The following is a 20820-nucleotide window of genomic DNA, read 5'->3' as shown; positions in this document are numbered from 1 at the left end:
GTTGCAGACTATCATTGCCTCGATCATTGTTTTTGGTCTGATCATATTTGTGCATGAGCTGGGCCACTATATAGCGGCCAGGATGAGCGGCATCAAGGTTCTTGAATTGGCGCTCGGTTTCGGGCCGCGGCTTGTGGGGTGGTCGCGGGGTGGAACGGATTATTCGTTGAGAATCATACCTTTCGGAGGCTTTTGCCGCATGTTGGGCGAGGATCCGGATGAAAGGGATGACCCCGGTAGCTTCGCGGAGAAACCGCTCATCAACCGTATATTCGTGGTAATTGCAGGGCCGATCATGAATTTACTTCTTGCCCTGTTGCTGCTCTTCAGCGTGTATTTCTTTTTTGTGGGGGTCCCTGCCACTGACTCCACGGCGATAGGAAGCGTGGTTCCTGGACATCCGGCTGCCGAGGCAGGGCTGCGGCCTGGTGATCAGTTGACAGCTATTGACGGGGAAAACGTCAGGGAGTGGGATGATGTGGTAGCTCTGATCGAGGGCAAGGAGGGGCAGAAGGTTGAACTTGATTTTCTCCGTAACGGGAAACAGGAGGCTGTTTCCGTTATTCCTGTTGCGGAGGAGACTCCGGAGGGGTCGAGGGGGGTAATCGGCATAACACCCCGCATGGAAAAGTTTGTCTTCACGGGGGCGGTTACAAGCACTTTTCAATATATATCATTTGTCCTGGTGGCAACCTACCGGACCATCACCGGCAAGGTTCCACTGGAAGTGGTAGGCCCGGTGGGCATAATTAGTTTTGTGGGTCAGGCTGCCAGCAGCGGCATTGTCAGCCTCATGTTGCTGACGGCACTGATAAGTTTCAGTTTGTGCATCATGAATCTACTGCCCATTCCGGCTCTCGATGGGGGACGCCTTCTCTTTCTTCTTGTAGAGGGTATCAGAAGGCGGCCTCTGGACCCGGAAAAAGAGGGTTTGATTCATATGATCGGGTTCGTGATACTTATTGCCCTCATCCTTCTGATAACCTACAATGACCTGATCAGGTTGAATTTATTTCGTTGAGAAAGCGTGATGTCGAGATGGAAGGTGAACGTAGGTCGGCCAGAACGGTGAATGTCGGCGGAGTGGTCATCGGTGGGGATGCACCCATTTCAGTTCAATCCATGACCAACACGCGCACCGATGATGTGTCTTCCACGCTGCGGCAGATCAGGGAGATTCACAATGCCGGCGGTGAACTGGTCCGGGTAGCGGTACCTGACAGGGGGGCAGTTTCGGCTTTGACCAGAATTACCGCCGATAGCCCCATACCCGTTGTTGCCGATGTCCATTATCGATATGAACTGGCATTGGATGCGCTGGAACAGAATATTGCCAAGTTGCGCATCAACCCGGGAAATATCGGGGGGATCGATCGACTGATGCAGATTGTTGCCCGTGCCCGGGAAAACAGTATTCCCCTGCGCATCGGTGTCAATGCCGCATCCCTGGAAAAAGGGATCCGGGAAAAATACGGGGGAGCCACGCCGGAAGCTCTGGTAGAATCAGCTTTGAATCATATTCGAGTTCTCGAGAGGATGGATTATTTCGATGTCGTTATTTCGCTGAAAGCATCCGATGTGCCAACGACGTACCGGGCTTACCGGTTCATGGCCGGGAAAGTGGATTACCCGTTTCATCTGGGCATCACCGAAGCTGGCCCGCCGCAGCGTGGAACGATCAAATCGGCTGTGGGTATAGGGGCTTTGTTGATGGAAGGGATCGGGGACACGGTAAGGGTTTCCCTGACTTCCGATCCGGTTGAGGAGATCAATGCGGCCCGGCTTATCCTGCAATTTGCGGGTCGACGTCGGTTCGGGGCAGAACTTGTTGCATGCCCGACTTGCGGGCGTTGCGAAATTGACGTAATAAAATTGGCCGCCGAGGTCGAAAATATTATTGAAAACGTGGAAAAACCGATCAAGGTGGCAGTGATGGGCTGTATTGTGAACGGTCCCGGGGAGGCCCGGGATGCAGATCTGGGCGTTAGCGGCAGTGCCCGGAAAGGTGTCATTTTCCGTCATGGCCAGATTATCCGCCGGGTTCCCGGTGAGCAGCTTATCGAGGCTTTCAGGGAAGAACTGCAGAAACTTTGCGCGGAAACTGGCATTGGAGGTGAAAAAAATCAACGTAACGGCCATAATTCCGGCTTTCAATGAAGAAAAAACAATTACAAATGTGATCCGGGCTTTGAAACAAAGTCCCGAGGTGGATCGCATCATTGTAGTCAGCGACGGTTCGACGGACAGGACCGTGGAGATAGCGTACCGTCAAGAAGTGGATGTTATCGACCTGCACGAAAATCGGGGGAAGGGCGGGGCGGTCAAAGCCGGCCTCGACATTGCCAATACGGAAGTAATTCTGCTTCTTGATGCCGATCTCATCGGGCTTCAACCCGAGCATATTGTACTTCTGCTTGAACCTGTTTTTTCCGGACGGGCGGATATGAGTATCGGGTTATTCGGGAAAGGGCGTGCGGCCACCGATCTGGCTCAGAAAGTGGCTCCTTTCCTTTCCGGTCAGAGAGCTCTCAAGAGAAAAATTTTCGAGGACATTTCTGGACTGGACATCAGCCGTTTTGGTATTGAAGTGGCTTTGCATCGTTATGCGGAGGAAACAAATCTTCGTGTTGAAGAAGTGACCCTCAAAGATCTCTCACATGTCATGAAGGAGGAGAAGATGGGCCTCCTGAAAGGAGGCGCAGCTCGCCTGAAAATGTACTGGGAGATCTTGCTCAGCGCCATGAAGATCAATGATAACAATCCACTGAATTGATTTAAAAAAATCTGGAGTCGCCGCATGTAGACAAAATTTTCATGAAAATCGGATTCAGGATGTTTTGATCCGATACTCCTTTTATTTTGCTCGAAATGAATCATTTGTTGGCGGATATAACAGAAAATTCGATCAATTGAAGGAGTTTGAATCAATGCGTTGAATTTATTAAAGACTGGCAAAACAAGTTACGTCATTCACAAAAAAAAGCCTATATTGATATATCGGGGTAAATTGATGTTGCATTTTGTTATCTGCGATGACAACAGAAAACACAACCATTTTCTGGAGAAATGGATGGAGAGGATTTTCGTCAAGAACGGGGTCGGGGCTGAAATTTCCGCGGTAATTGACAATGTTGATGATCTCCTTCTCTATGCGGGGCAACATTTTGACCGTGTCAATGCCTATATCCTTGACATAGATTTTGAAGGAAACAGATGCGGCCTGGAACTGGCCCGGAGAATCAGGGAGGTTGATCGTCAGTCCTACATTGTTTTCCTGACGGCGCATCAGGAATATCTGGCGTCAAGCTTGCAGATGAAAATATTTGATTATCTGGTCAAGCCTGTTTCTTTCAGAAGAATGAAGCGCTGCATCCTTTCTCTACACGAGGATTACCGTGAACTGAAATCATTTGCGGTCAAGGTTCCAATAAAGTCGGGCAGCAGTATTCATATGGTCAAGGTCAAAGATATAATCTATCTGGAAAAATGCGGACAGCAGGTAGAAGTTCATCTTGTCAACGGGATGATAAGGAGCTATGAATCATTGAAGTCCATGGTCAAAGCGTTGGAAGGCTACGGCTTTATCTCCTGCCATCGGTCATACCTGGTCAACGCTGAACATGTTCGGAAGATCTGCTTGAAGGAACGAAGCATACTGATGAGCAACGGAGAAAAATGCTATATTTCCAGAAGATGCCGGAAGGAGGTACTGAAGCATTTCCCGGATATTATTTAACTATCTTGTCTCGGCTTTTTCTTTCTGGGTCATATACAGGTTGTCCCGGGGGCTATACGGATCCGGTTCCTCGACGGTGAAAAATGCGGCAATTTTTGTCGTTGCCGGGTCGCTGTACCTGGGGTCTGCAATTTCGTTCATCGGCCCCAACAACAATGACATGACACTGTATCTTATCCTGTTCTGTACGGCCATGCTGTATCTGGTCCTGAGATTGAAAATTGGCCAGAGTTTTGTTGTCACGGGCATTTTTTTCATTTTGATGGGCCTGGGGGATTTTGTTTCTTTTCTCGTTTTTACCCGGTTGCTTCATTATGATATTGCTTATGTGCAATCCAGCATCATCCTTACGCTGGGTTGTCACCTGGCCGGGTATGCTTTTGTATTTCTATTTTTGTTTGTATTGAAAAGGAAATATTTTCAGTATGGTTTCAAGACTCTTCGCCAGCTCCCCCTGGATCTGAATACAGTTCTTTATATCGTTGCGGCCTTGACCATTATATTTGCAAATTTCATCTTCATCGTCAATGTCGGCGGCATGGCTTCAAGGGCCAACGTAATCTATGTTACCCTTCTGTTTTCATTCCTGATATTGACGCTGATCTTTGTGCTGGTCAGCAATCGACTGAAACAGGAACAAAGAAGGAGCCAGCAACTGGAGCTGTATATAAAAACCATTGACGAACTCTCCGAGGAATTGCGAAGGTTCAAGCATAATTATCTGAACATCCTGCACGGCCTCTCCGGATATGCAGAGCTGGAGGAGTGGGGGCAGCTGAGGGAATATATCGACGATCTGGTTGCAGGAAGCAGGAGGTTCAGGACACATGGTACCGGCATGTTACAGGGAATTGCAGACCCCGGTCTGTACGGGCTGCTTTCTGCCAAGATAGGCGTGGCGGAATCTACCGGTATCGAGGTGAATTTGAATATTGACGGCGAGATCGGGGAGACGATAATAAAGAGCCATGAGCTATACGAAGTACTGGGAATCTTCATGGATAATGCCATCGAAGCAGTGGAGGATCTGGAACAAAAGCAAATCGACATCGAATTGGAACGGGATGATGGGCATGTAAAAATCAACATTGTCAACAGCATTGATGATATCCCCATCCCTGTCGCCGGGCTCTACAGGAAGGGGTACTCCACCAAGGGGGACGGGCGGGGAAGCGGTCTCTGGTGGGCACAAAAAATACTTGGCCGTTACAAAGGGGTATTCCACAATACCATGTTTGAAGATGGTTATTTCACGCAGGGGATTGTTGTTCCTTTGAAAGATAAAGAACGTGGATAAAAAAGAAGGCAGGGATGACATGATATTTATATCCATCCCTGCAAAGGTTCAGTCAGTTTGCAAAATGCTATTTATTTTTTCAACAATGATTTGGGTACGGACGGCTGGTGCATGAACCAGAAAAAGCTGGCGCCCACTGATTTTTCAGCCACAAAGAGGGCTACCGTTCCGGCAAGCAACATCAATGCCGCCTTCAGGCCGATCTTATCGATCATCTTCATCAAATTCACCTCCCCGTTTCGATTTCGTCAGCGCATAAAATACAGGAGTAAGAGTCAAGGATTCCATGAAGACCGAAAGCGCCATTATCGAGGAGCAGATCGGCTGCAAGAAGGCGGCCATGACCAGAAAGGCAAGCAGGGTGAGAAGTGCGAAAGTTTTCAATTTGCGGCGGCGTTCAGGGCAGGAGATCGGATTTTCCTTTACATCGGCAGGAGCGTGGATGAAAGTGATGGCCAGGGCAGCGAAAAAAAGAAGATAGTTGAGGATGGCCGGGAAAGGATAGTGGATGGCCACATAGACGATGGGAAAATAGATCAGGAGTGCATATACGAAACACCCCCAGGAAGTGCGAGCATGAGCGCCCCCTGCAAATGTTCTCAAGGCCCCGAAGCTGACATAGGATAGGAGTACAAATTTAAAAATGCCCAGAAAATAAGCGGCGGCCAGGATGAGAGCTGTTTTGAGAACCGTGGAGATTATCATGTAGATACCATATTCCAGTTCAGCCACCCTGTCCGGCGAAGAAAGCTGTCCATTGCTGTCGGCAATAGCGGTGGCCAATGATCTGCTGGCGTTTTCTACAAAGTTGAAGTTCATCTCCAGAACTCCTCCCGGAAAGTTGATAAGTAAAATAATGTAAGTTCGTGATGCAAGGTTAATTTAATTGAAACTGCAAATCAAGTTGTTGGAAGAATAACTTCTGCAATACGTCAATATTGACCGTAAAGCGGCCAATGCACCGTTTGAAATGATTTTTGTACCCCTGGCTTAATACCAAAACGGTAGTTATTCGAAGATTAACGGTATATGTCCATTCGCGTATCAATGAAGACTTTTTCAATAAATATCTGTTTGTGTTCATTGAAAATTTGTCAGAATAATGTAAAGATACTTTAAACGGTGTTAAGCTGTCTTAAAGTTTCCGCAAAAAATGATAAAGGGGGACCGTATGGATGAACGAGGAAGACCGATGCTTGAAGGATGAAGATAAGTATTGTGTCAAATGCGAGGTTCGGGGGTTTCTAAAAGGCGGAATAATAGATAGCAGCAAAACAATCGAAAATAAAATTGAAAAATATATAAACTTGATGATAAACCTGCATGATGAAGCCGTACTGATTCACGATGACGGTGTGATCAGATATGCCAATGAGGAAGCATTGAAACTTTTCGGTGCGGCAGATCCCCAGGAGTTGATTGGGCTTGATATCGAATCATTGTTTATTTTTGATAACGAGAGCAGTGTGAAAGAGCCGATGCCATTTTACATGGAGGGTGAGGAGGAAATACTCAAGGTATGGGTGGAGAAGGAAAAAGAAGGGCTGATCGAGGGGGAAATGATCTCTTGCCCGTTTCCCGGCCCCGATATTTACTCCCGGAACCTGGTGCAGACCGTCATCGGCAATGTTAGCCGGAAAAAGAAAATCAGAACGGAACTGGAAAAAGCAAGCAGGCTCAACCTGTTGAGCACTATTGCAGGAGGGGTGGCACATGATTTCAACAATTTCCTGGCCATAATGTTTGGCAATATTTCTTTATGCCGCAAAAAGTTTGCCGGTAATGCCGAGGCCAACTCTATCTTGAACAATATCGAAAATTCGATCATGCGTGCAAAGGAGTTATCCAATCAACTTCTTTTTTATGCCAAGGATGGGACACCCTCCGATGAAATCGTTCCGATGGACAGGCTGCTGAAGGATATCGTTAGCTTTGCCTTGAGAGGGACGAGTGTTTGCGGGGAAGTAGATATACCCGAAGGAATTGGACCGGTAAGGATAAAACCGGACCAGATTGCCGAGGCGATGAACAATCTGATAATCAATGCGGTGCAGGCCATGCCTTACGGAGGCAAGATCTATATTCAGGGTAAAAACCTGCCTTCCGGACAGGCAGATGGAACGGTTCCTTCCCATCTTGCCGGGAAAGAACTGGTGAAGATATCGGTTATTGACGAAGGGGTGGGCATTCCGGAAGAGATACAGGAAAAAATATTTGATCGGTTCGTAACCACCAAACCGGGCGGGACCGGCCTGGGTTTGCCAACATCATACAGAATTATCAAAAGTAACGGCGGAGACATGGATTTCCATTCCAAACCGGGGGGAGGAACCATCTTCAACATATATCTCCCCATCTGCAAAGATGAGACCCGGTTGTACCAGGAGGAGAAAGAAGAATCTGTGCTGTTGAAAGGCCAGGGCCGGGTTCTGGTAATGGATGACCTCGAACCGGTACGAAGGATGACCGAGGAAATGCTGAGGATGCTTGGCTATGATGTTGATTGTGCTTCCGATGGATCCGAAGCGGTTACGCTTTATGAAAGGTCGATGCAGCAAGATTTGCCCTATGACGTCGTCCTCGTGGATATGTCCGTTCCAGGGGGAATAAACGGTCTGGCGACGGTAAAGCTGTTGCACGGGATTGATCCCGGAGTCAAGGCGGTGATGGTGAGCGGTTATGACTGTGGGAAATACAAATCACAGTTTTTTGGCCGCGGTTTCAAAGGGTTTCTGCAGAAACCTTTCAAGATTGGCGAACTGGCCATGATTCTTGACGAGGTATTGACTACCTGCAGTGAAGAAAAAAAATGATATTCTTGTCCCCCATGTGCCGGAATTTTCCATTCCCTCTTTTTTTCGGCAACTGCAAGGGGGACTTCCGCAAAGGGCAGGAACAACTTGTTTCTGCCCTCTTTTTACATGGAATCATGAACTTTGCATTTACAAAAAAACCGAAACGTGCTATTGCAACTTGCTTAAAAAATCAGCGACAGGTATAATAATGGCAGTTGTTTGCATATCTGGAAGGTGGGTCGTGCGACAGGCAAGGAAGGATCCTTCAACCTGGAACAGACGACCTCCCACAGGCAGAAAAATTCAAGGTGGGGCGGGTGATATGCCGTCTTTCCCGCCGTGCATATGAAAGGGGGGCATGGATGATGAAACATATCCATACGATAAATCGCAACCATTCTTTTTTCAGGCCGGAAGCGGGTTGCCGTGAATGCCCGACATCATGTCAATCGGCGTGCAAAACTTCCTGTACGGTTGGGAATCAGGTTTGCAGGAACGGGGCCAAAAACAGCGGGAGCAAAAGATAGTTTGGGTTTCTGATTCTTCAATCAATGAAAGGAAACCGGGAGCTTGGAAGGTGAAGTGTTTGTTTCGTGCTGCCGGTTTTTGTTTTGGGAGTGTTGGTTTTGAAAAAGGGCCAGATTCATATGTTCAATATCGACGGGATCGAACTTGTACTTGATGTTGAAAGTGATACTCTTCATCGGGTTGATGCTGTTGCCGCGGACGTTATTGCCCTGCTCGATGAAGGCGTTACAGCGGAAAATGTCAGGAATACCCTGAAAAATAAATATCCCCCACGGGAAATTGCCGCCGCCATTGAAGAAACCGAGCTTTTGCAGAGAGAAGGTTTGCTCTGGGCAGAACCTGTTCATTTGAAGGCAAAGAAGGGCCGATCTCCTGTCAAAGCGCTATGCCTCAATGTGGCTCATTCATGCAACCTTTCCTGCCGATACTGTTTTGCGGGAGAAGGCAAATATGGTGAAAAAAACAGTCTGATGTCCGTGGATACGGGGAAGGCGGCCATCGATTTTCTGCTGGAGCAATCCGATGGGAAAAAGCATATGGAAATAGATTATTTTGGCGGTGAACCTTTGCTTAACATGAATACTGTAAAAGGGGTAACCGCTTATGCCCGTCAGAGGGGAGAGCAAGAAGGGGTTGAATTTCATTTCACAATCACTACCAATGCCCTGCTTCTGAATGATGATTCCATTTCTTATTTCAAAGATAATGATTTTAGCACCATATTGAGCCTTGATGGGCGTCCGGAAGTGCATAACCGGATGCGCCGTACGGCCGGCGGGAAAGAAACCTACGGGATTATAGCCGGGAAAATCCTTGATTTTCTGGAAAGGTGCAATGGCAACTACTATGTTCGTGGTACTTTTACCCGTTTTAACCGGGATTTCAGCCGGGATGTCGTCCATTTGTACGAGCTTGGTATCAGGAATATCTCCCTGGAACCGGTAGTTTCTCCCCCTGCGGATGAATGGTCGCTCCGGGATGAGGACCGGAGCGAATTGGAGCGTGAATATGAATTATTGGCTGCGTTTTATCTTCATTGTCTCGAGAAAGGGGATCCCTTCAAATATTTTCATTTCAACGTAGACCTGGAAAACGGCCCCTGTATTTACAGAAGGCTTTCTGGTTGCGGGGCGGGGGAGGAGTATCTGGCCGTTACGCCATCGGGGGAACTTTACCCCTGCCACCAGCTGATCGGTAACAGGAAATTGATGATGGGTAATGTGAAACGCAAAGATTTCAAACTGCTCGACCCCGAAGTTTTTCCCATAACAGGGCCGTTGCGACATGAATGCGCCTCCTGCTGGGCGCGCTATCACTGTGGAGGGGGTTGCCGCGCCGCTTCCAAGTTGATCCATGATGAATTTGAACGCCCTTACCTGCTGGAATGCGCCTTGCAAAAAAAACGCCTTGAATGTGCTCTGTACTTGAAAGCAATGGAACTTTCCATGGCAAAGCAGGTGGAAAATACGGAGAAGCCGGAGTAAATATGGACCTGTTCAATTATAACTGGAAAAACAAAGTCAAGGAAGAAGGCCCCCTGGCCACCCGCATGCGTCCAAACTCACTTGAAGAATTTGTGGGCCAGAAAGAAATACTTGCCGAGGGAACTCCGTTGAGAAAGGCCATCGATGAAGACCGCCTCACTTCTTCTTTGTTTTACGGGCCGCCGGGTACGGGCAAGACGACATTGGCACGCTTGATTTCCAAGCGAACAAGGGCTTATTTCGTGCAACTGAACGCCATCTCGGCCGGTGTCGCCGAGGTGCGAAGATTGATAGAGGAAGCCCGCATCAGATGGGGCACGGAAGGGAAACGCACGATTTTATTTCTTGACGAAATACACAGGTTCAACAAATCACAGCAGGATGCCCTTCTGGCTGCTGTCGAGGAAGGAACGTTGCTCTTTATCGGTGCCACGACCGAAAATCCCTTTTTTCACCTTACTTCACCCCTGCTTTCCAGGGTCCGCATATTTGTCTTTCAGAAATTGGTAAACGAAGAGATAGGGTTGCTGTTACGCCGGGCCCTGGCAGATGTGGAGAGAGGGATGGGGAAAACCAGGGTGGAACCGGATGAAGAGGCGCTCGGTATCCTGGCTACCCGGGCGGACGGGGATGCCCGGCTGGCGTTGAATGCACTTGAATTGGCTGTCAATACGGCAGAACCGCTGAAAGATGGGACAATCCATCTCACGGCGGAGATGGCCGAGCAGGCTTTTGCGGTGCGGGGTTTCTCCCATGACAGGGCTGGAGACGCGCACCATGACACCGCTTCGGCGCTCATCAAGTCGATCAGGGGGTCTGACCCGGATGCGGCTCTTTACTGGTTGGCCTGTATGATCCGTGGTGGGGAGGACCCCATGTTTCTGGCACGCCGACTGGTTATCAGTGCTTCCGAGGATATAGGCAATGCCGATCCCCGGGCATTGCAGGTGGCCGTGGCGGCCTTTCATGCTCTGCAGCTGATCGGCATGCCCGAGGGGAGGATTACACTGGCCCAGTGTGTTACATATCTGGCCTCTGCTCCCAAAAGCAATGCTGCATACAAGGGGATGGGGGAGGCGTTGAAGGAGGTTGATCGGCGGGGACGGGGAGAGGTGCCCCCGCATTTACGTTCTTCTTCCTACCGGGGTGCCGAAAGGCTCGGGCATGGGGTAGGGTACCGATATCCTCATGATTACCGGCATGGGTACGTTGAACAGGATTACCTCCCTGCCTCGTTGAAGGGGAAAATATTCTATCGGCCCCGCTCCAGCGGGTACGAAGGGCGTATCAAGGAGCGCCTGGAGCGGATTCGCCGGGCGGCGGCAATGCAAAATAATGGAAAAGATGAAGCAAAAAATGAAAAAGAAAAAGAAGAATAACGCCGATAGTTATCTGAGCATCAAAAAAGAGGTCAGGCGGCGCCTGGCGGTGGGAAGATGTCGTTTCATCGCTACCCTTTGCCCGGTTGCCAGCGAGGAAGAGGCACGCCGTTTCATAGAGCGGATCAAGATCGAGTTTTCCGATGCTACCCACAACACCTTTGCTTACCGTGTTGGTTTCAAACGCAATCTTCTGGAGCGTTGTTCCGATGACCGTGAGCCGGTGGGAACTGCCGGGCCGCCGATTTTGAGCGTCCTGCGCAAGGCAGAACTCACGGACACAGCCATGGTGGTGACCCGTTATTTTGGGGGGGTAAAACTGGGTGTAGGCGGACTGATACGTGCTTACCGGGCTGCGGCTGAAGAGGGTTTGAAAGCAGCGAGTACGGTTCGGCGGGTCTACATGGAGCGACTCAAGGCCCGGCTGCCCTATGAAAACCTCGGAGCGGCCACGAAGCTTATTTCTTCCCGGAAAGGGAAAATAATAAGTATAGAGTACGGGGAGGATGTGGTCATCGATTTTCACTTGCGTTCCAGGGACAAAGATGGTTTTCGCCGGGCGCTTCACGATGCTACCCGGGGGCGGGGTTATCTGCTAATCTGAAAAGGGGTTTCGATTGATGAATTGCAGAAAGGTGGCCGTGGCGATGAGCGGGGGTGTGGATAGTTCCGTCGCCGCCGCCAAGATGCTGGAAGAAGGATACGAGGTTATCGGATTGACGATGCGTGTCTGGTCCGATTCGCAGTACGAAACTGCCCCGAAGGAAGGTCGCACTCCTCACGATGATGCCGATGAGGCGGAACGGGTGGCCAGGCATCTTGGAATACCTCATTTTGAACTGAATGTCAAGGAAACGTTCAGAGAAGAGGTGGTACGCTATTTTATCAATGAGTATCAGCGGGGCTGTACACCCAACCCCTGCATTGTATGCAATCATCGAATCAAGTTCGGGGTCCTTCTGGAGAAGGCCCTTTCCCTGGGGGCGGAAAAAATGGCTACCGGGCATTATGCGCGGTCCGGATGGGAGCCGGATCGTCGTCGGTATTACCTGAAAAAAGGAATGGATTCCGACAGGGATCAATCCTACATGCTCTTCCGCCTGAACCAGGAACAGCTGGCAAAATCGATTTTTCCCCTCGGTGACAGTTCAAAAGAAATCATCCGTGCCAAAGCCCTCCAACTGGGCCTGAACATGGATGAAAAAAAGGAAAGCCAGGAAATTTGTTTCATTCCCGGGGATGATTACCGCGAATTCCTTCGTCGTCAGGTTGGCACGTTTCCGCCTGGCCCTATCATCGATACGGGCGGGAACCATCTTGGCGAACACCGGGGCCTGCCTTTTTACACGATCGGCCAGCGCAAAGGGTTGGGGGTTACCGCAGCAGAGCCCCTCTACGTTGTGGATTTGCGCACTGCTGATAACACCCTCGTGGTCGGCACCGGGGCAGAAACTTTTGTTTCCGGCCTCATCGCCTCCGAACTCAATTTTATTGCCGGTCCTCCCCCGCTTGAAATCGAGCGAGTGATGGCTCGTATACGTTACCGTGGAGCAGAAACCCCCGCATTGCTTCACCCTCGGGATGAAAGGGGCTATGCACGCCTGCAATTTGATACTCCCCAATCATCGGTTACCCCCGGGCAGTCCGTGGTTTTTTACCGGGGTGACGAAGTTCTTGGCGGCGGCACTATCAAAACTCGTCTTCGGGACGCTTCCCCCTGATCATCCATGTATATTTTCCTCTGTAACCGGAAAACCGGGAATTCTTTGCCACGATTTCGCTCATAATAACCGTGATACAAATAATCTTGCAGGAGGCTCAGGCATGGATGTGATACATTGCCCTCTCTGCCATCAGATAAATACGGGCAAGATCGGAAACAGACTCTACTACTGCTGGGATTGCCTGATAGAATTCGAGATTCAGGGTAGGAACAGGGACAAGATCAAGATGTTCCTCGTGGAAGAAGACGGAACCTTGATCGAGCTGAAGAATAAACCGACATGAGGTGAAAGATCAAACTTGATGTCAGCAGGCATGAGCCGGAAAACCAATAATTTTTAATCCTTCAAGGGCATAATAATAAGAAACGCTTTTTCTGTAGAGGTCAGTGATGAAACGAGAGCGCAGTACGGTCATGCCCTTTGTCAAGTTAGCCGGAGAGATAATTCTCGTTCTCATCCTGTTGACTCTCCTGCTCGTCTATATCTACCGACACAGAGAGATATTGTATTTTGTTTTAACACCTTTCATCATAGCCATGATCATCGCCTATATATTGAATCCGCTTGTGGATTTCATGGAGAAACGCCGTCTTTCCAGGGCTCTGGCCATACTGGTGATTTATACTGTTTTTGGCCTGATTGTTCTTGTAATCTGTCTCCGCTTTTTACCCAACCTTCTGGACGATCTGCAAGGGATAGCCGCCAATTTTCCTCATCATGCCCGGAAAGCCCATCAATATTTTTTGAATTTCCAGGATAATTATCGCCGTTTCAATCTGCCCCCCCCGGTGCTGGAAATTGTTGAACAGAATCTGGCGGGTATCGAGTCGGCACTGCTTTCCAGGTTGGAAAACATCACTGCTTTCATCATCAGCTTTTTCAATAGCCTGCTGATCATCATTCTGGTTCCGATCTTTACTTTTTTTATCATCAGGGACAAGGAAGATATCAAGGCGTTCATCATCCGCGCCTTTCCTGCCCATGCCCGGCAACGATTGACGATAATCGGCAAGGAGATTGATTCGGCCATCGGTAGATATTTGAGGGGTATGGTTCTGGTCAGTTTTCTGGTCGGGCTGACGGTTTATCTGGGGCTGCTCCTCTTCGATGTGAAATATGCACTCTTCCTGGGTTTTCTTAACGGGGTAACCAACTTCATACCCATTATCGGGCCTTTTATCGGAGGCATACCCGCTGTCATCGTGGCCTACATCTCTTCGCCGGTGCTGGCGATCAAGGTAACTGCATTGATGATCATCATCCAGCAGGTGGAGGGAAATCTGATCGCGCCGCTGATATTCAGCCATAGCCTCAAGTTTCATCCCCTGGTGATCATCCTTCTTCTTCTTGCGGCCGGAAAACTGTTTGGTTTTGCCGGCCTCCTGTTTGTTCTTCCCGTTGCCGCCACGCTGCGGATTGTCAGCAAACACCTCCGGGATATTGCCTATGGATGATTCTTCCACCGAAAGGGAAATTGGTTGAAGATTTGCCATACCTTCATGGGGTGTTCCGGCGAGGAAAAGGGGGCCCGAAGACGGTAAAAAACCCTTGCGCGTGGCGCTTTCCCGGCGGGTATTTCTACTACCGATATTGTTGACACTGGTATACAGAGATAATATAATTGGTTTTAGTTTCAAGGGGGATAGGTTATGCAAAGTCACGAGATACGCTCGCTCTTTCTGAACTTTTTTGCACGTAAAGATCATCTTGTGGTACCAAGTTATTCGTTGGTGCCACAGGATGATCCTTCATTGCTCCTTGTCGGTGCAGGGATGGCTCCCCTGAAACCATATTTTACCGGCGAGAAGGCCCCCCCGCATCCCCGTATGGCTACCTGCCAGAAATGTGTGCGCACCCCGGATATAGAGCTGGTTGGCATCACCGGGCGACATGCTACTTTTTTCGAGATGCTCGGCAATTTTTCGTTTGGCGATTATTTCAAGGAAAAAGCCATACTGTGGGCCTGGGAATTCGTGACGCATCTACTCAAGCTTCCCACGGACAAACTGTGGATCAGTGTCTATGAGGAAGATGAGGAAGCGGCCGATATCTGGAGGAAAGAAGTCGGACTGGACCCCGCACGGATAGTACGGATGGGGAAGGAAGATAATTTCTGGGAGATAGGGACCGGTCCATGCGGGCCATCTTCGGAAATATATTTCGATCTGGGCGCGGGAGTGGGATGCGGGCGCCCGGATTGCAAGGTGGGTTGTGATTGCGATCGTTTTCTGGAAGTTTGGAATCTCGTTTTTACTCAGTACAACCGTATGCCCGATGGCAGCCTGCTCACACTGGACAGGAAAAATATTGACACCGGCGCCGGGTTGGAACGCCTGGCCACGGTTCTTCAGGGAGTTACCTCTATCTACGAGATAGATACGGTGCGGCCTCTCGTGGAATATATCGCCGGCGAAGCTTTTTCAGTGAACAACCGGCTTTCCCTGCGCATCGTTGCGGAGCACCTTCGCGGGGTTGTTTTCCTTGTTGCTGACGGGGTTCTGCCCTCCAACGAGGGGCGGGGATATGTTTTACGTCGTCTTCTGCGTCGAGCTGTCCGCCATGGGCGCCTGGTGGGAATCGACAATCCTTTTCTCCACCGTGCCGTTTCCCTGGTTGTATCATTGATGAAGAGTACCTATCCCGAGCTGGGTGAGAGGGAAGATTATATCAAGCAGGTTGTGAAGCTTGAAGAAAATCGTTTTCGTGAAACCTTGAACCAGGGAATGGATATGTTGGAATCCTATCTTGTGAATGAATTTGGCACCGGAGAACAGCGGAAAGACCGATTGTTCCCCGGCGAGGTGGCTTTTCGCCTTTACGATACATACGGTTTTCCCCTGGATCTTACCAGGGAGATCCTCGCTGAAAAGGGCCTGGAGGTCGATGTGGTAAACTTCGACCGGGCATTGCAGGAGCAGAGATCAAGGGGGCGCAAGGCACGAAAATCCGGTGGCGATGGTCGGGACCCGGTTGATGATCTTTGCTGGGAAGAGAGCAGACATCTTTCCACCCATTTCGAGGGCTACGAGCGGCTGGAGGCGGAGGCCAGAATCATGGCCATCTGCAGGGAATCACTTTCCGTCGAAGAGGTTTCGGAAGGGGACACGGTCGAAATTATCATCGATCGAACGCCCTTTTACGCCCAATCGGGAGGGCAGGTGGCAGACACGGGAGTGATAACCGGGGATGGGGTGGAAATTTCAATTACCGATGTGTATTTCAACATCCATGAACAGATCGTCCACCGGGGAAAGGTGGATTCGGGGATGTTGAAGAAGGGTGCTACCGTTCGCGGCCTGGTGGACAACGCCAGGAGGCAGGCCATCATGAGGAGCCATACCTCTACCCACCTGTTGCACCGGGCACTCAAGGAGTTTCTGGGTGAACATGTCAACCAGGCGGGCTCACAGGTAATTCCCGATCGCATCCGTTTCGATTTCACGCATTTTGCCGCTCTTACCGATCTGGAGATGCGGGATATTGAAAGCAAGATCAACGCGGTTATCAGGGAAGGATTGCCGGTAAGTTGCAAGTATGTCACGCTGGAGGAAGCTCGGAAACATGGGGCCATGGCACTTTTTGAAGAAAAATATGGTGATGAGGTTAGGGTTGTCAATATCGGGACCTACAGTTCCGAACTTTGCGGCGGTACCCACCTCGAGAATACGGGTCAGATCGGGTTGTTACGTATCGTCAAGGAAGAAAGCATCGGGGCGGGGATCCGCAGGATCGAGGCGCTGACAGGTGAAGAAGCTTTGAAATATGATCAGGAGCAGGATAATCGTTTGAAACGGGTCGCGGGTATCCTGAAAACAACCCCCGACCAGATCGAGGAAAGAATCAATGACTGGGTGGAAGAAAACAGGCGCTTGCAGCATGACTTTCGAGAACTTGAGCGAAAGATGATCTTCCATCAGGCTGCGGATTTGCTGAGGAATAGCTTGAAACAGAATGGCAACATACAGATCATTACCGACAAGGTGGATGTGAACAGCATGGAAACCCTGCGTGAGGTGGCCGATCATGTGAAAGAAAGGCTGTCACGCGGTGTGGTCGTGCTGGGGGCGATCAGAGAAGGCCGCGTTTTGTTGGTGGCCGCCGTAACCCCGGAACTGATCGAGGAGGGGATTCATGCCGGAAAGATAATTGCCATCGTGGCAAGAAAAGTTGGCGGTGGCGGTGGCGGTCGGCCAGACCTGGCCCAGGCCGGGGGGAAGGACCCCGCGGCTCTGCCGGATGCTCTGGATATGGTGAGCGGTATTGTGGAGGAGCAGAGGGGTAATCGTAGATGAATATGGAAAAATCGGGCGAGGGGGGGGGGAACCTTGAACGAGAAGATGGAACATACCGTGAGTTTTCCAATCAAAAAAGAAGAAGGAGTGAACGAAGCCCAGCGTATTATTCTTGAAGTTTATCAGGCTCTCAAGGAAAAGGGGTACAACCCCTTGAATCAGTTGGTTGGATACCTGTTGTCAGGTGAACCTGCATATATTACCAGTCACAAAAATGTACGCAGCCTGATCAAGAAGGTTGAGAGGGATGAATTGATAGAAGAATTGGTGCGTAGTTATGTAAACAGAACGGACCTTCATGATGATACCGAATGATCGTTAAACTGTTGGGTGAGGATAGGTTCATAGCAAGATGGAATATCGCAAATTGGGTGAAAGTGGACTGACGGTATCCCGATTGTGTTTTGGTGCGTTGACCATGGGGCCGTTGCAGGCCAATCTGAACGTGGATGCGGGAGCATCCCTTGTACGCCGCGCTCTGGAGGGCGGCGTAAATTTTATTGATACTGCCGAATTGTACGGCACATATCAACATATCGCGGCAGCGCTGCATCAATATCCAGGTGAGGTGATTGTGGCCACCAAGTCCTATGCTTACACTTCCGAACAGGCAGCGGCCAGCCTGAAGAAAGCCCTTCGTGAACTGGGAAGGAGGCGGATCGATATATTCCTCATCCATGAACAGGAGTCACGCCTGACCCTGGAGGGGCATCGGCCTGCATTACGCTACCTGGCGGAGGCCCGCAAAGAAAACCTGATCGGGGCCGTGGGGATTTCATGCCATACAATCGAGGCTGTGGTGGCAGCGCCGGATTTTGAAGAAATCCAGGTCATTCATCCCCTCTTCAATATGGAAGGTCTGGGTATAAAAGATGGTACCAGGGAAGAAATGCTGAAAGCTATCGAAAGGGCACATTCACGCGGCATCGGCATCTACACGATGAAACCGTTGGGGGGAGGGCATCTGCATTCCCGTGCCGATGAAGCGTTTGATTATCTGCGCAGGCAGCCGAGTATCGATGCGATTGCTGTGGGGATGAGCAGTGCTGCAGAAGTGGATTTTGCCTTGCATACATTTCGGGGGCGGAAGGTACCCGCATCCGTGAGGGAGAAGATCGGAAAGCAGGAACGGGTACTGCAACACATGAGCGAGGAATGCAGCGCCTGCAAGCGTTGTATCGAGGCATGCCCCCAGGATGCATTGTTCTGGGATGGAGGCCCGGTCGTGGACGAGCGGAGATGCATCTTGTGTGGGTACTGCGGGGCGGCTTGCCCCTTGCTATGCCTGAGAATTATCAACAAGGCGGGATCCGGAGATGTCTGAAAAAAGAATAATGGGATTGGATCTGGGAAAAAAAAGGATAGGGGTAGCAGTCAGCGATCCCCTCAAGGTTACTGCACAGCCGATAACGGTCATCGAGCGCTCGGGAATAAAGAAAGATTTGCAGCAACTGGCGGTCCTGTTCGAACGTTACCGTGTCCGCGAGGTAGTGCTGGGCTATCCGGTCAATATGAATGGGAGTATTGGCCCGGCGGCACTTGAGGCCGAAAGATTCAAGGAGAAGTTGGTCCGGGAATTTGGTCAGACCGTACATCTCTGGGACGAGCGGCTTTCAACTGTCTTTGCAGAAAAAGTTTTGATCGAAGCCGATATGAAACGTGATTTGCGCAGGAGGAAGATCGACAAGGTTGCGGCGACGATCATCCTTCAATCCTACCTGGATGCCCGTTTGGCGACGGAAAAATAACATAAATTTCAAGAGAAAAGACCATCATACTAGAAAAGAACGGGTCATTCCCGGGCTTGTTTACATCTCACATTAGCGCAAATAAAAGAAAGGTGTTGAATCTCGATGGAAGAAAAAGAGGATCTGGCCATTTTGATCGATGAGGATGGGGTGGAACACCGTTTCCTGGTAGTGGAAATATTTCCGGTTGAAGAAATCGAATATGCCATCCTGGTACCACTTACATTCAACGGTGAGGATGATGAAGTGGGAGAAGTGGAGGGTGAAGACGCCTATATTTTCCGTGTAAGGGAGAAGGGCGACGAGCATTATTTTGAAGAGGTGGAGGATGAGGAAGAATGGAACCTGGCAGCCGAAAAGTGGGAAGAACTTGTCCTTGCCCGTGAACAGGAAGACGAGGGGCCGGACGGCTGAGCAGGTTTGTTTCAAGGAGGAAAGGAAGCGGAAAACCGTATTGAAAGCCGGTTTTTTTTACACGGGCAACAGCTATCCGGGCCGCCCTGTTCTTGAGAATGATGGGGCCTTTCTTTCCCGGGGAGGAATGGGATTCAAACGTTATGGATGTCGCTGGCGATAAAAAGGTAATCATTTCTCACCCCGAGCTGGTTGTCCCGGCCGGGGATCTGGAGAGGCTGTACATGGCCGTTCACTATGGTGCCGATGCGGTTTATGTCGGGGGGGCCGATCTCAACCTCCGTGCCTATGTCCCCGGTTTTTCTGTAAAAGAACTGGAGGATTGTGTGCAGGTAGCACATCGAGCAGGGGTGAAAGTCTATGTTGCTCTGAATATTTTCGCCCATAACCACCATCTGGAAGAGGCTGTTACCTGTATTGAAAGGATGGCCAGCCTGGGTGTGGATGCACTGATCATCTCCGATCCAGGTATTCTACAACTGGCACAAAGGATTGCCCCGCAGGTACCTGTTCACCTCAGCACACAGGCGGGAGTTACCAACCGGGAAAGCGCTCGTTTCTGGAAGGAGAGGGGATGTCGGCGCCTCATTCTGGCACGTGAACTGAGCCTGGAAGAAATCCGGGAGATCAGAAAAAAAGTGGATGTGGAACTGGAGGTTTTTGTGCATGGGGCGATGTGCCTGGCCTACTCGGGGCGATGCATTTTGAGTTCATATTTTACCGGACGGGGAGCCAACCGAGGTGAATGTACGCAGCCCTGTCGCTGGAATTACATTCTTGCGGAGGAGAACAGGCTGGATGACCCCCTCCTGATCGCGGAAGAAGGGTGTGGGAGTTACATCCTCAGTTCCAGGGATCTCAACATGATCGAACATATTCCCGAACTTGTCGATGCCGGCATCGATGGTTTCAAGATCGAGGGGCGGATGAAGGGGGTACACTATGTGGCCACCGTCACCAGGGTATACCGCGAGGCTATCGATCAATACCTGAATCGGTCGGAAGGGCCAACTTCCGATCTGGACTGGAAGGAGGAATTGACCAAGGTGAGCCACCGCCCTTACCACACCGGATTTTATTTTGGCCGCCCCGAACAGGTTGATCCCACCAGCAAGGAGAGGTATCGTCAACGCTGTACCCTGGCCGCTGTTGTCCGCGGATATGATCGGAAAGAAGGGATGGCCTTCGTGGAGCAGCGCAATCATTTTCTAAGGGGGGAGGAGCTGGAAGCCTTCGGGCCAAGCGGAAAGCCTTACAGGTTCAAGGTAGAGAAGATCTTTGATCTGTCCGGAAATGAGTTGGATGCAGCGCCCCATCCCCGGCAGCAACTGCATATCCCTGTCCCCGGGGAGAAACTGGCCCCCCTGGATATATTGCGAAAATACCTGCCTGCAACATAACATACTGAAACAGGAAATCGAGG

21 protein-coding genes are annotated in these 20820 nt (G+C 50.2%); 19 read left to right on the top strand and 2 right to left on the bottom strand.

Going from position 1 to position 20820, the window contains the following annotated elements; genetic code table 11:
* Window position 1 precedes the first annotated feature (1 nt).
* The 5 genes from rseP (at window position 2) to GX364_08185 (ending at window position 5033) form a co-directional block, all read left to right on the top strand.
* Entirely contained in the window at window positions 2-1021 is a 1020-nt protein-coding gene (gene rseP / locus GX364_08205; protein NLI70828.1) for an RIP metalloprotease RseP, read from the top strand.
* A 17-nt stretch (window positions 1022-1038) separates the two neighbouring features.
* Window positions 1039-2157: a flavodoxin-dependent (E)-4-hydroxy-3-methylbut-2-enyl-diphosphate synthase gene (gene ispG, locus GX364_08200; GenBank protein ID NLI70827.1), complete on the top strand. Its 1119-nt coding sequence runs from the start codon at window positions 1039-1041 to the stop codon at window positions 2155-2157.
* Window positions 2108-2773, top strand: coding sequence for a glycosyltransferase family 2 protein (locus GX364_08195; GenBank protein NLI70826.1), 666 nt, complete (start codon window positions 2108-2110; stop codon window positions 2771-2773). Before ispG ends, GX364_08195 begins: the two co-directional genes overlap by 50 nt.
* Before the next feature lie 237 nt (window positions 2774-3010).
* On the top strand, window positions 3011-3736 hold the full coding sequence (locus GX364_08190) for a response regulator transcription factor (protein ID NLI70825.1): 726 nt from the start codon (window positions 3011-3013) through the stop codon (window positions 3734-3736).
* Between the two features lie 76 nt (window positions 3737-3812).
* A complete protein-coding gene (locus GX364_08185; protein NLI70824.1) occupies window positions 3813-5033 on the top strand; it encodes a GHKL domain-containing protein in 1221 nt (406 codons plus the stop codon).
* 71 nt (window positions 5034-5104) lie between these two features.
* On the opposite strand, the gene GX364_08180 is transcribed toward GX364_08185, so the two are convergent.
* Complete coding sequence (locus tag GX364_08180) at window positions 5105-5254, bottom strand: cyclic lactone autoinducer peptide (GenBank protein NLI70823.1); 150 nt, start codon at window positions 5252-5254, stop codon at window positions 5105-5107.
* Window positions 5238-5852: an accessory gene regulator B family protein gene (locus GX364_08175; protein ID NLI70822.1), complete on the bottom strand. Its 615-nt coding sequence runs from the start codon at window positions 5850-5852 to the stop codon at window positions 5238-5240. The genes GX364_08180 and GX364_08175 overlap by 17 nt, the downstream gene beginning before the upstream one ends.
* 356 nt (window positions 5853-6208) lie before the next feature.
* Between GX364_08175 and GX364_08170 the strand changes: the two genes are divergently transcribed.
* From GX364_08170 to GX364_08105, 14 genes are all read left to right on the top strand, one after another.
* The gene (locus tag GX364_08170; GenBank protein NLI70821.1) at window positions 6209-7846 is read left to right on the top strand and encodes a response regulator; all 1638 of its coding nucleotides are present in this window, start codon (window positions 6209-6211) and stop codon (window positions 7844-7846) included.
* A 347-nt stretch (window positions 7847-8193) separates the two neighbouring features.
* Window positions 8194-8355, top strand: a complete 162-nt coding sequence (gene scfA / locus GX364_08165) for a six-cysteine peptide SCIFF (protein ID NLI70820.1) — start codon at window positions 8194-8196, stop codon at window positions 8353-8355.
* Window positions 8356-8454: 99 nt separating this feature from the next.
* Entirely contained in the window at window positions 8455-9840 is a 1386-nt protein-coding gene (gene scfB, locus GX364_08160) for a thioether cross-link-forming SCIFF peptide maturase (GenBank protein NLI70819.1), read from the top strand.
* Window positions 9841-9842: 2 nt separating this feature from the next.
* Window positions 9843-11219 (top strand): replication-associated recombination protein A, encoded by a 1377-nt coding sequence (locus GX364_08155; protein NLI70818.1) that lies wholly within the window; start codon window positions 9843-9845, stop codon window positions 11217-11219.
* On the top strand, window positions 11197-11823 hold the full coding sequence (locus GX364_08150) for a YigZ family protein (GenBank protein NLI70817.1): 627 nt from the start codon (window positions 11197-11199) through the stop codon (window positions 11821-11823). Before GX364_08155 ends, GX364_08150 begins: the two co-directional genes overlap by 23 nt.
* 16 nt (window positions 11824-11839) lie before the next feature.
* Entirely contained in the window at window positions 11840-12940 is a 1101-nt protein-coding gene (gene mnmA / locus GX364_08145) for a tRNA 2-thiouridine(34) synthase MnmA (protein NLI70816.1), read from the top strand.
* A gap of 103 nt (window positions 12941-13043) precedes the next feature.
* Window positions 13044-13226, top strand: a complete 183-nt coding sequence (locus GX364_08140; GenBank protein ID NLI70815.1) for a hypothetical protein — start codon at window positions 13044-13046, stop codon at window positions 13224-13226.
* Between the two features lie 106 nt (window positions 13227-13332).
* The gene (locus GX364_08135; protein ID NLI70814.1) at window positions 13333-14397 is read left to right on the top strand and encodes an AI-2E family transporter; all 1065 of its coding nucleotides are present in this window, start codon (window positions 13333-13335) and stop codon (window positions 14395-14397) included.
* A gap of 195 nt (window positions 14398-14592) precedes the next feature.
* A complete protein-coding gene (alaS, locus tag GX364_08130; protein ID NLI70813.1) occupies window positions 14593-17235 on the top strand; it encodes an alanine--tRNA ligase in 2643 nt (880 codons plus the stop codon).
* A gap of 45 nt (window positions 17236-17280) precedes the next feature.
* A complete protein-coding gene (locus tag GX364_08125) occupies window positions 17281-17550 on the top strand; it encodes an IreB family regulatory phosphoprotein (GenBank protein ID NLI70812.1) in 270 nt (89 codons plus the stop codon).
* Window positions 17551-17587: 37 nt separating this feature from the next.
* A complete protein-coding gene (locus GX364_08120; protein ID NLI70811.1) occupies window positions 17588-18559 on the top strand; it encodes a 4Fe-4S binding protein in 972 nt (323 codons plus the stop codon).
* The gene (gene ruvX, locus GX364_08115; GenBank protein NLI70810.1) at window positions 18552-18983 is read left to right on the top strand and encodes a Holliday junction resolvase RuvX; all 432 of its coding nucleotides are present in this window, start codon (window positions 18552-18554) and stop codon (window positions 18981-18983) included. Before GX364_08120 ends, ruvX begins: the two co-directional genes overlap by 8 nt.
* A gap of 105 nt (window positions 18984-19088) precedes the next feature.
* The gene (locus GX364_08110) at window positions 19089-19397 is read left to right on the top strand and encodes a DUF1292 domain-containing protein (GenBank protein NLI70809.1); all 309 of its coding nucleotides are present in this window, start codon (window positions 19089-19091) and stop codon (window positions 19395-19397) included.
* A 173-nt stretch (window positions 19398-19570) separates the two neighbouring features.
* Complete coding sequence (locus GX364_08105) at window positions 19571-20797, top strand: U32 family peptidase (protein NLI70808.1); 1227 nt, start codon at window positions 19571-19573, stop codon at window positions 20795-20797.
* Window positions 20798-20820 lie beyond the last annotated feature (23 nt).

The sequence above is a fragment of the Bacillota bacterium genome (assembly GCA_012518215.1).
In the GTDB taxonomy this organism is placed as follows: Bacteria; Bacillota; Dethiobacteria; order DTU022; family PWGO01; genus JAAYSV01.
Note: the sequence above shows the minus strand (reverse complement) of the source record. Positions and strands in the feature narration are given on the sequence as shown.

Bases quoted from the DNA above. Each gene is read 5' to 3' on its own strand.
- ispG (NLI70827.1), top strand. From the start codon at position 1,039: ATGGAAGGTGAACGTAGGTCGGCCAGAACGGTGAATGTCGGCGGAGTG.
- GX364_08190 (NLI70825.1), top strand. From the start codon at position 3,011: ATGTTGCATTTTGTTATCTGCGATGACAACAGAAAACACAACCATTTT.
- GX364_08180 (NLI70823.1), bottom strand. From the start codon at position 5,254: ATGAAGATGATCGATAAGATCGGCCTGAAGGCGGCATTGATGTTGCTT.
- GX364_08175 (NLI70822.1), bottom strand. From the start codon at position 5,852: ATGAACTTCAACTTTGTAGAAAACGCCAGCAGATCATTGGCCACCGCT.
- GX364_08170 (NLI70821.1), top strand. From the start codon at position 6,209: ATGAACGAGGAAGACCGATGCTTGAAGGATGAAGATAAGTATTGTGTC.
- scfA (NLI70820.1), top strand. From the start codon at position 8,194: ATGAAACATATCCATACGATAAATCGCAACCATTCTTTTTTCAGGCCG.
- GX364_08155 (NLI70818.1), top strand. From the start codon at position 9,843: ATGGACCTGTTCAATTATAACTGGAAAAACAAAGTCAAGGAAGAAGGC.
- GX364_08150 (NLI70817.1), top strand. From the start codon at position 11,197: ATGAAAAAGAAAAAGAAGAATAACGCCGATAGTTATCTGAGCATCAAA.
- mnmA (NLI70816.1), top strand. From the start codon at position 11,840: ATGAATTGCAGAAAGGTGGCCGTGGCGATGAGCGGGGGTGTGGATAGT.
- GX364_08140 (NLI70815.1), top strand. From the start codon at position 13,044: ATGGATGTGATACATTGCCCTCTCTGCCATCAGATAAATACGGGCAAG.
- GX364_08135 (NLI70814.1), top strand. From the start codon at position 13,333: ATGAAACGAGAGCGCAGTACGGTCATGCCCTTTGTCAAGTTAGCCGGA.
- alaS (NLI70813.1), top strand. From the start codon at position 14,593: ATGCAAAGTCACGAGATACGCTCGCTCTTTCTGAACTTTTTTGCACGT.
- GX364_08125 (NLI70812.1), top strand. From the start codon at position 17,281: ATGGAACATACCGTGAGTTTTCCAATCAAAAAAGAAGAAGGAGTGAAC.
- GX364_08120 (NLI70811.1), top strand. From the start codon at position 17,588: ATGGAATATCGCAAATTGGGTGAAAGTGGACTGACGGTATCCCGATTG.
- ruvX (NLI70810.1), top strand. From the start codon at position 18,552: ATGTCTGAAAAAAGAATAATGGGATTGGATCTGGGAAAAAAAAGGATA.
- GX364_08110 (NLI70809.1), top strand. From the start codon at position 19,089: ATGGAAGAAAAAGAGGATCTGGCCATTTTGATCGATGAGGATGGGGTG.